General features: G+C 58.8%; 5 protein-coding genes, 1 tRNA gene and 2 rRNA genes (1 of these 8 running past the window's edge). 7 read left to right on the top strand and 1 reads right to left on the bottom strand.

Annotated features, from left to right (window positions below; genetic code table 11):
- From HK107_RS03825 to ctlX, 6 genes are all read left to right on the top strand, one after another.
- Positions 1–2,780: ribosomal RNA gene (locus tag HK107_RS03825) — 23S ribosomal RNA — on the top strand; it begins 109 nt to the left of the window's first position.
- Between the two features lie 105 nt (positions 2,781–2,885).
- Positions 2,886–3,000: ribosomal RNA gene (rrf, locus tag HK107_RS03820) — 5S ribosomal RNA — on the top strand.
- A gap of 86 nt (positions 3,001–3,086) precedes the next feature.
- Positions 3,087–3,163 (top strand) — tRNA-Met (locus tag HK107_RS03815).
- Positions 3,164–3,380: 217 nt separating this feature from the next.
- Positions 3,381–5,786, top strand: coding sequence for a glycoside hydrolase family 31 protein (locus tag HK107_RS03810; RefSeq protein WP_173196929.1), 2,406 nt, complete (start codon positions 3,381–3,383; stop codon positions 5,784–5,786).
- Positions 5,787–5,849: 63 nt separating this feature from the next.
- Positions 5,850–6,395, top strand: a complete 546-nt coding sequence (locus HK107_RS03805) for a DsrE family protein (protein WP_173196926.1) — start codon at positions 5,850–5,852, stop codon at positions 6,393–6,395.
- A 76-nt stretch (positions 6,396–6,471) separates the two neighbouring features.
- Entirely contained in the window at positions 6,472–7,374 is a 903-nt protein-coding gene (ctlX, locus tag HK107_RS03800; RefSeq protein WP_173196924.1) for a citrulline utilization hydrolase CtlX, read from the top strand.
- Here ctlX and HK107_RS03795 read toward each other — a convergent pair.
- Positions 7,371–8,594 carry a BaiN/RdsA family NAD(P)/FAD-dependent oxidoreductase gene (locus HK107_RS03795; RefSeq protein ID WP_173196922.1) on the bottom strand — a complete coding sequence of 408 codons (1,224 nt, stop codon included), beginning with the start codon at positions 8,592–8,594 and terminating at the stop codon, positions 7,371–7,373. The genes ctlX and HK107_RS03795 overlap by 4 nt on opposite strands.
- Positions 8,595–8,730: 136 nt before the next feature.
- Between HK107_RS03795 and HK107_RS03790 the strand changes: the two genes are divergently transcribed.
- A complete protein-coding gene (locus tag HK107_RS03790) occupies positions 8,731–9,783 on the top strand; it encodes a phosphotransferase family protein (protein ID WP_173196921.1) in 1,053 nt (350 codons plus the stop codon).
- The last annotated feature ends 1 nt before the right edge of the window (position 9,784 follow it).

The raw sequence follows: 9,784 nt of genomic DNA, 5'->3' as shown, positions 1-9,784 counted from the left end.
GATGTCCGAATGGGGAAACCCACCTTTGACTTCTTATTCATTGCCGCCGCTTGGCGGCAGTAATGACTAAGAGGTCTGAAAGGGATCTTTTACCTGAATACATAGGGTTTAAGAGGCGAACTCGGAGAACTGAAACATCTCAGTACCCGAAGGAAAGGAAATCAACAGAGACTCCCCTAGTAGTGGCGAGCGAACGGGGACCAGGCCTAGCTTTGAAATAACTGGAAGCGATTGGAAAACGCGCCATAGAGGGTGATAGCCCCGTACAGGTTAAATGAAGAGCTGTTAGAGTAGGGCGGGACACGTGAAATCCTGTCTGAACATGGGGGGACCATCCTCCAAGCCTAAGTACTCGTATCTGACCGATAGTGAACAAGTACCGTGAGGGAAAGGTGAAAAGCACCCCTATAAGGGGAGTGAAACAGAACCTGAAATCGGACGCCTACAAGCAGTCGGAGCATCTTTGGATGTGACGGCGTACCTTTTGTATAATGGGTCAGCGACTTAGTCTCTCTAGCAGCTTAAGCCGATAGGTGTAGGCACAGCGAAAGCGAGTCTTAATAGGGCGTTCGTTAGAGGGATTAGACCCGAAACCCGGTGATCTAGATATGAGCAGGCTGAAGGTGAGGTAACACTCACTGAAGGGCCGAACCCACACCTGTTGAAAAAGGTCGGGATGACTTGTGTCTAGGGGTGAAAGGCCAATCAAACCGGGAGATAGCTGGTTCTCCGCGAAATCTATTTAGGTAGAGCGTCTGGTATTACCCTCGGGGGTAGAGCACTGGATGGGCTATGGGGGCTCACCGCCTTACTGATCCTAACCAAACTCCGAATACCGAGGAGTAGAGCCAGGCAGACACACTGCGAATGCTAACGTCCGTAGTGGAGAGGGAAACAACCCTGATCGACAGCTAAGGTCCCTAAGTCATAGCTAAGTGGGAAAGCATGTAGGAATCCCAAAACAACCAGGAGGTTGGCTTAGAAGCAGCCATCCTTTAAAGAAAGCGTAACAGCTCACTGGTCTAAATAAGGGTTCCCGCGGCGAAAATGTAACGGGTCTTAAGCTATGCACCGAAGCTTCGAGCTGAAAAGCGGTAGCGGAGCGTTCTGTGAGCAGGTAACTACCTGCATTCACTTGGGCGCTCTTCATGAATGGTGCGAAACATCATCTCTATTATTGGTGTTTTGTTCCGGTCGACGAAAGAGCGACCAGTTGAATGTAGGTAGTCACCTTCTGTGAAGCCGGCGCGTGAGCGATCCGGTGGAGAGATCAGAAGCGAGAATGCTGACACGAGTAGCGATAAGGAGTGTGAGAGACACTCCCGCCGAAAGTCCAAGGGTTCCTGCGTAAAGCTAATCTGCGCAGGGTGAGCCGGTCCCTAAGGCGAGGCCGAGAGGCGTAGTCGATGGGAATCAGGTTAATATTCCTGAGCCGGATGGATGTGTGACGGATCTGAGAGCTCGTCGTCCTTATTGGATTGGGCGGCGTTGGTAAGGGTCCCTGGAAATAGCCTCCATCATATACGACCGTACCCTAAACCGACACAGGTGGACTGGTAGAGCATACCAAGGCGCTTGAGAGAACTGCGTTGAAGGAACTCGGCAAATTACTCCCGTAAGTTCGCGAGAAGGGAGCCTCATCACGCAGATGAGGGGCACAGACCAGGGGGTGGCGACTGTTTACTAAAAACATAGGGCTCTGCGAAGTCGAAAGACGACGTATAGGGTCTGACGCCTGCCCGGTGCCGGAAGGTTAAGAGGAGGTGTGCAAGCACCGAATTGAAGCCCCGGTAAACGGCGGCCGTAACTATAACGGTCCTAAGGTAGCGAAATTCCTTGTCGGGTAAGTTCCGACCTGCACGAATGGCGTAACGACTTCCCCACTGTCTCCAACGCAGACTCAGCGAAACTGAATTCTCCGTGAAGATGCGGAGTACCCGCGGTCAGACGGAAAGACCCCGTGCACCTTGACTACAACTTCGCAGTGGCATGAGCGACAGCATGTGTAGCATAGGCGGGAGGCTTTGAAGCAGTAGCGCCAGTTATTGTGGAGCCACCATTGAAATACCGCCCTTGCTTTCGTTTATGTCTAACCGCGGTCCGTTATCCGGATCCGGGACCCTGCGTGGCGGGTAGTTTGACTGGGGCGGTCGCCTCCTAAATTGTAACGGAGGCGCGCGAAGGTTGGCTCAGAGCGGTCGGAAATCGCTCGTTGAGTGCAATGGCATAAGCCAGCCTGACTGCGAGACTGACAAGTCGAGCAGAGTCGAAAGACGGCCATAGTGATCCGGTGGTCCCGCATGGAAGGGCCATCGCTCAACGGATAAAAGGTACGCCGGGGATAACAGGCTGATGATGCCCAAGAGTCCATATCGACGGCATTGTTTGGCACCTCGATGTCGGCTCATCGCATCCTGGGGCTGGAGCAGGTCCCAAGGGTATGGCTGTTCGCCATTTAAAGCGGTACGTGAGCTGGGTTTAGAACGTCGTGAGACAGTTCGGTCCCTATCTGCCGTGGGAGTAGGAAATTTGAGAGGAGCTGCCCTTAGTACGAGAGGACCGGGGTGGACGTACCTCTGGTGGACCAGTTGTCGCGCCAGCGGCACAGCTGGGTAGCTATGTACGGAACGGATAACCGCTGAAAGCATCTAAGCGGGAAGCCGCCCTCGATACTAGATTTCCCTGAGAACCGTGGAAGACCACCACGTTGATAGGCCAGGTGTGGAAGTGCAGCGATGCATGGAGCTGACTGGTACTAATTGTTCGATCGGCTTGATCGTTTCCCATGCCAATTTGGCATGGACAGTGCCCATGCGCGGCGAACGGTCCGCGCAATGGTTCGTGGACAGACACAGACTCTCGCAAGCAGATATTCGTTCTGCCGGCCTGGTGATTATTGCGCAGGGCCCCCACCCGATCCCATCTCGAACTCGGTCGTTAAATCCTGCAGCGCCGATGGTACTCCGGCTTAAGCCGTGGGAGAGTAGGTCGTCGCCAGGCCTGTCGAGTGAATATTTGCTTCCTTTACGATGATGATCGGCTTCTGCTGCGTCTCTCAGGAGAGAGGCACGCCGCAACGCAGTTGCTGCGGGATGGAGCAGCCCGGTAGCTCGTCAGGCTCATAACCTGAAGGTCGTAGGTTCAAATCCTACTCCCGCACCCAATGATTAGCCCCGCCTCGCGCGGGGCTTTTTGCGTTCGGGCTTGCGGTTGGGCTCCGCCCGCATCCACCGCTCTCCAATCGCTGGATCAGCCGAGAAAAAGCATCTGGGCTTTCGATGTCACCTGACACGAGGCCTTCCGCACGCTGAGGCTATCACGATACGCAAGACGAAACCGACGTCACCTGCCGCCTAGGTTCGTTTTGGAGATGTATCGCCATGAGTTTGCGCCGACTTGCTTCGACCCTCGCAGCGCTTGCGCTGCTCGTGGTCATTGCTGCTTGTGGTGATCGAAAAGAGCCAGACGCTCTAAAACCGGAGATCACGCGCACGAGCGTCACGCTTCGGGGTGACGACGGCCGCCGTCTTAGGCTCACTGCCTACGGCGAAGCGATCCTCCGGGTGCAGATTGCGGAGCGTGACGAAGAGTTCCTGCCTGACGGCCACTATCAGATGGTGGTCTCCCATGACTGGGATGGAGAACTCACCCTCATGGAAGACATGGATCATGCGTATATCTTCGCAACGTCGCAGGTCGAAGCGCGGATTTCGAAGGACAGCCTCGAAGCGGCCTTCTTCCGACCGAACGACCCCGTCCCGCTGCTTGCCGAGGCCGGGCCGCTCTCGTGGTCAGAAGGCAAGATCGAGGTCCAATTCGTGCCTGCTGAAACGGAGCGCTTCACAGGCCTAGGTCACGGCTTTTACGGTCGGTCGCCGTCGATTGACCTCAAGGGCCAGAAAATCCGCCGCAATTATGGCTCGGAGCAAATCGAGCAGGCTCCTCTCATCGTCCCCTTTTTCATGTCGAGCAAAGGCTATGGGCTCTTCCTCAACAGCATGCTTCCCAACGAATTCCGCTTCGGGTTCGAAGGAGAATTCAGCATAGAGATCGAAGATCCGAACGATCGTGGGCAGATGGATTACTTCTTCATCGCGGGGCCGGACGTTCCTGCGATGCTGGACAATTACACCCAACTGACAGGCAGGCCGCGCCTCCCGATGAAATCGGTGTTCGGACTGCAGCTCTCGGACAAGGGGCATGATCACACCAGCGACACCCCGTCTGATGAGGATTGGTGGAAGAAGAAGATCGAGCAGCACCGCGCCGCAGGCTATCCGCTCGACCATGTGGTGAATGATAACCGCTGGCGCGCAGCGGGCGGTAAGCGCTGCGAATCGAAGCTGGCCTGGGACAGTGGCCGCTACCCTGATCCTGCGTCCTACAAAGCATGGCTCGACGCGCAGGGCCTGACCCTCACGCTCGACTTCAACCGCTGCATCGCAAAGTACACGGACGGATGGGAGCCGGCATTCAACCTTCCCGATCCGGGCAGCGTCGACTTCGCTGATAGTGCGCCCGATCTCACCAACCCCGACTTCAGGCGCTGGTTTTGGTCCGCGTTCCACGACAACGCGCTCGATCCGTCGTTGGGCTTCCCTGGCGATGCCCTTTGGATTGACGAGTTTGATGAGCAGGGTGCCGCGCCAAAGGGACAAGTCCTCCACAATGGCGCGACCTCTGGGGAGATGCGGAACTACTGGTTCTTCCTCATTGCCCAGGCGCTGGTTGCCGAGGGTTGGGACAAGGCGGAGCTTGAGAGCCGGCCGTTCGTCTGGGTGCGCGGCATGACGGCTGGCGCGCAGCGATACGCGACGCTCTGGAGCGGGGACATCTATCCGAACTATGACGATATGAAGGGCCAGGTCCGCGCTATGCAGCTCGCCGGGCTGTCGGGTTTTCCCTTCTGGGGCCACGACGCTGGGGGCTTTTTCGATTGGAACGAGGGCGTGGGCCCTGATGAGCAGCTTTACCAGCAATGGGGCATGGCGCTCGGTGCGTTCTCGCCCATCTGGAAGCCGCATGGAATGGGCCAGTCGCGTTGGCCGCTCGATCGCTCGGACGAATCGCAGGCAGCGGCAGCGAAGTTTTCGCGCCTTCGCTACGCACTGATGCCTTACACCTACACGTTCGCGCACGTCGCTGCGGAGACGGGGACGCCGATCATCAGGCCGATGATGTTCGATGACCTTTCGAGCAACGAGGCGTGGGCACGAGACCTCCAGTTCATGTTCGGAGACAGCCTGTTAGTCGCGCCGCAGACCGACGATAGCGGGACGGTCGAGGTCTGGCTGCCCGAAGGAAGCTGGTTCGACTTTTTCACGGGGGAACGTCGCGCCGGGGGGCAGGTCCTAAAGATCAATGTGGCGCCCTCTGACCTGCCGGTGTTCGTGAAGGCCGGAAGCATCATCCCCACGCGGGATCCTGCGGCCAGTACGGCGTTTCTCGACAAGTCCCACCTCGAGCTGACCGTCTATGCCGGTAGGGATGGCGCCTTCACTCTGGTGGAGGATGACGACCGGACGGAGGCCTATAGGGATGGCGCGCGCCGGCTCACGACCGTCGATTTCGATGATGCTGCCAAGACCTTGTCCATCGTCGCAGACGGGACCTTCGAAGGGGCCAACCTTCAGCGGCGCTACACGATCTGCTTCGTCGGCGTCGGCGAAGCGGCGCGCGTCTTCGTCGACGGGGAGGAGATGCCGGCAAGCTTTGAAGACGGGGTGCTCGAAGTCTCCGTTCCGATGCGGCGGGTGGACAAGCCGCTGAGAGTTTCGTTTGGATAATGGGCGCCAGTCGGGCGAAGCTCATCCCATCCGGTCTGGCCGTACATCGAAAGGGCATCCGCCATGGGTATCTCAAGAATCATCGCCAGCTTCGCAGCCTGCGCAGCCGCTCTCGCCATCGGACATGCTCAGCCGCCTGAGCGGACGTCCGGGCCGGTTTTTGAGTCCTTCGGCCTCTGGGCACCTATCGAGAATGAGCTCCCGACACCGACCGATCAGACCTTCAAGGTCATCTACGACATGACTTCGGCGGCGCCTGATGGACGGATCCATCCGCGCGTCGATAGCGCTGCCCGGTTCATCAACATGATGGTCGCTGAAGGGGTGCCGAGGGAGCAGGTTGAGTTCGCGCTCGTCGCCCACGGGCCTTCGATGTGGGACCTCACCACGCAGGAAGCCTTCGAACGAAAGTATCCGGGCCGGACAAACAGCTCTCTGGCTGCCGTCACGGAAATGACGGAGGCGGGTGTCGAGTTCTACATCTGCGGACAGGCCGCTGCATGGCACGGGATCACCAATGAAGACCTCTTGCCCGGGGTGACCATGGCGCTGTCCCAGCCGATCGCCACGGCGGTCCTGCACAATCGTGGCTTTACGAACGTCCCCTGAAGAGTTGACCTCAGGAGAATCGCGAGGGCGGCGAACCGCTCTCGCTCTCCGAGGCTTCTATTGCTAGGCGGCAGCCATGCAGAACCCCAGCTCCGTCGTCATGATCCGTCCGCTGCATTTCTCGGTGAACGCCGAGACAGCGATCGACAACGCGTTTCAGTCTCCGCCGGGCGAGGGTGACCGCGATAACGCGATTGCAGAATTCGATGCGATGGTTTCGGACCTCAAGGCAGAGGGCGTTGATGTCCGCGTGTTCGATCAGCTGACGGAAGAGACGCCCGACGCTGTCTTCCCCAACAACTGGTTCTCGACACACCCCTCGGGCCTCATCGTGACCTATCCGATGTTCGCGCCGTCACGCCGGGGTGAGAGGCGCGAGGATATCCTGGCGGCCCTAGGCAAGACCCATCAGGTTTCGGGCGTCATGGATCTCTCGCAGAACGAGGCGCAAGCGAAGTTCCTCGAGGGGACGGGCGCGATCGTCTTCGATCACCGCACACGGACGGCATTCATGGCGCAGTCTCTCAGGGCTGACGCCGATCTTCTCGTGAACTTGGCCAAAGATCTTGGCTACGAGCCGGTGATCTTCACAGCCACGGATGAACATCAGCACCCGATCTATCATACCAATGTCATGCTCTCGGTCGGGGAGCAGGTGACCCTTGTCGGTCTTGAGACAATTGAGGACGAGGAGGAGCGGCAGGATGTTTTCGCAGCTCTCTCAGGGCGAGGGAACCTGATGGTCGAGCTCTCGCGGCCCCAGATTGCACAATTCGCAGGCAACGCTTTCGAAGTTCAGACCCCTGACGGCCATGTCCTCGTCATGTCCGAAACGGGCTGGAATGCGCTTGATCGTGAGCAGCGGGAGGCCATCGAAAGCGCCGTCCGCGTGATCGTCCCCAGTGTACCGACGATCGAGAAATCAGGCGGCAGCGTCCGCTGCATGATGGCAGGTGTGCACCTGCCGCCGAAGCACTAGACGGCTTGCGCAGCCGCAAATCCGGAGGCCCAGGCCCACTGGAAATTATAGCCGCCAAGCCAGCCCGTGACGTCGACGACCTCACCGATGAAATAAAGGCCGGGTACGGAGTTCGCTTCCATCGTGCGGGAGTTAAGGCCGTTCGTATCGACCCCTCCAAGCGTCACTTCGGCAGTCCTGTAGCCCTCTGATCCTGCGGGTTTCACGGCCCAGCCGTGTACCCGCTGGGCGAGGGCGTCGATCTTCGCATCGGACCAGTCGGCAAGGTTTCCGCGCCAGCCTTCCGAAGCCGCAAGGCTCGTTGCCAGCCTCTTGGGCAGCACTTCACCGAGTGCGGTGTGCACCTCGACCTTGCCGCCCGCAGCCCGGCGCTGACGCAATGCGTCGTAGACAGACTTCTCAGGCGAAAGGTTGACCGTCACCGATCCGCCTTCACGCCAATAGCTTGAGATCTGGAGGATCGAAGGACCCGAGAGCCCGCGATGGGTGAAGAGGAAGCCTTCGCTGAACTCTGTCCGGCGTTTGGCTTTCCTCTTGCCGAACTGGGTCTCGGGATCTGCGCTGACGCGCGCCTCTACCGACACGCCAGCGAGGCCCTTGGTCATTTCAAGCACGTCGCCTGAGAAGGTGAGAGGCACGAGGGCAGGGCGCGGTTCGATGATGTCGAGCCCAAATTGCTCCGCCAGCTGATAACCAAGGCCAGTCGCTCCGATCTTCGGAATAGACTTGCCTCCCGTTGCGACAACCAGCGCAGGAGCTGTGAACGTCCCTGCATCCGTCGACACGTGATAGATCTCACCGTCACGGGAGACCTTCTCAACGGCCGTCTCCATACGGATGACCACGCCCTGTGCCCGGCAATCATCGACCAGCATGTCGATGATCTGCTGCGCGCTGTCATCGCAGAAAAGCTGGCCGAGCTTCTTCTCATGCCAAGCGATCCCCGCCTTCTCGACCCGCCCGATGAAGTCCTGTGGCGTGAAACCGCGCAGGGCGCTGATCGCGAATTTTGGGTTCTGGGAGAGGAAGTTCTCTGGCTTCGTGTGGATGTTGGTGAAGTTGCAGCGGCCGCCGCCGGAGATCCTGATCTTCTCACCGATCTTCTTGGCATGGTCGATGACGACGACGCGCTTGCCGCGGCGCCCGGCCTCGGCGGCGAAGAACAGCCCTGCAGCGCCTGCGCCCAGGGTAATCACGTCGTATGTGCGGCTTTCGCTCACTGAAAATTCCGGTCCGTTGAGAAGGAGAGGGGGTTCGGCCAATGGCTGCGCCGCGTCAAGCAGGCTGCCTGCCGCGGGGTCTTGGGTTTGCGGCGCATCTCCGCCACAACCATCGCAAAGAATGAGGAGACGCCGGATGGCTAGTGATTTTTCCGGACTGGGCGACGTTCCCGACCATCTCGCCTTTGATGTCGAGGGCCTGAAGAAGGGTGCAGGCGCCGCTGTCCCCGGCCTGACCGGCGAGATCAGCGTGAAGAAATTCAAGGGCGGGCAATCGAACCCCACCTACCTGATCGAGACCTCCGAGGGCCGCTATGTCCTGCGCCGCAAGCCGCCGGGCAAGCTTCTGGGCTCTGCACACCAGGTCGGCCGTGAGGCGAAGGTGATGAGCGCGCTCAGGGATACGGACGTCCCGGTGCCGAATGTCCTCTTCCACACCGAAGACCCTGAAATGATCGGCTCTGAGTTCTTCATCATGGAGTTTATGGATGGCCGGATCTTCTGGGATCCGCTCCTCAAAGACTTGCCCAAGGAAGAGCGGAGCGAGGTCTATTTCGGCCTCACCGATACGCTCGCCGCGCTCCACTCGGTGAACTACAAGGATGTGGGCCTCGGTGACTTTGGTCCGGAGGGGGACTACATCGCCCGTCAGGTAGGCCGCTGGTCCAAGCAGTATAAAGCTTCGGAGACGGATGATGTCGAGGCGATGAACTGGCTGATCGACTGGCTGCCCAAGAACATCCCCGCCGATGACAAGACGTGCCTCATCCACGGCGACTTCCGCCTTGATAACTGCATGATGGCCAAGGGCAGCCCTACGCCGATCGGCCTCATCGACTGGGAGCTTTCGACCCTTGGTCATCCGCTTGCTGATCTTACCTACTATCTCCTTTCGTGGAAGATCCCTCTCGATCCCAGCCGCGGCGACAGCCTCGTCGGTCAGGACCTCGAGAGCATGAACATCCCGCGGGAAGAGGCGTTGATTGATCGGTACAGAGAGAAGACAGGCGCTGATATCCCGGATGATCTCAACTTCTATTTCTCCTACAACCTCTTCCGCCTCGCAGGCATCGTGCAGGGCGTCTACAAGCGCGCCAAGGACGGTAATGCGTCGAGCGAGAAGGCGCTCAGCTACGGCAAGATGACGGCGCCTCTCGCGATGATGGCGAAACAGTTCGCAGGCGGATAAG

The sequence above is a fragment of the Parvularcula mediterranea genome (assembly GCF_013085255.1).
Lineage (GTDB): Bacteria > Pseudomonadota > Alphaproteobacteria > Caulobacterales > Parvularculaceae > Parvularcula > Parvularcula mediterranea.
This window is presented reverse-complemented; position numbering and strand designations above follow the sequence as displayed.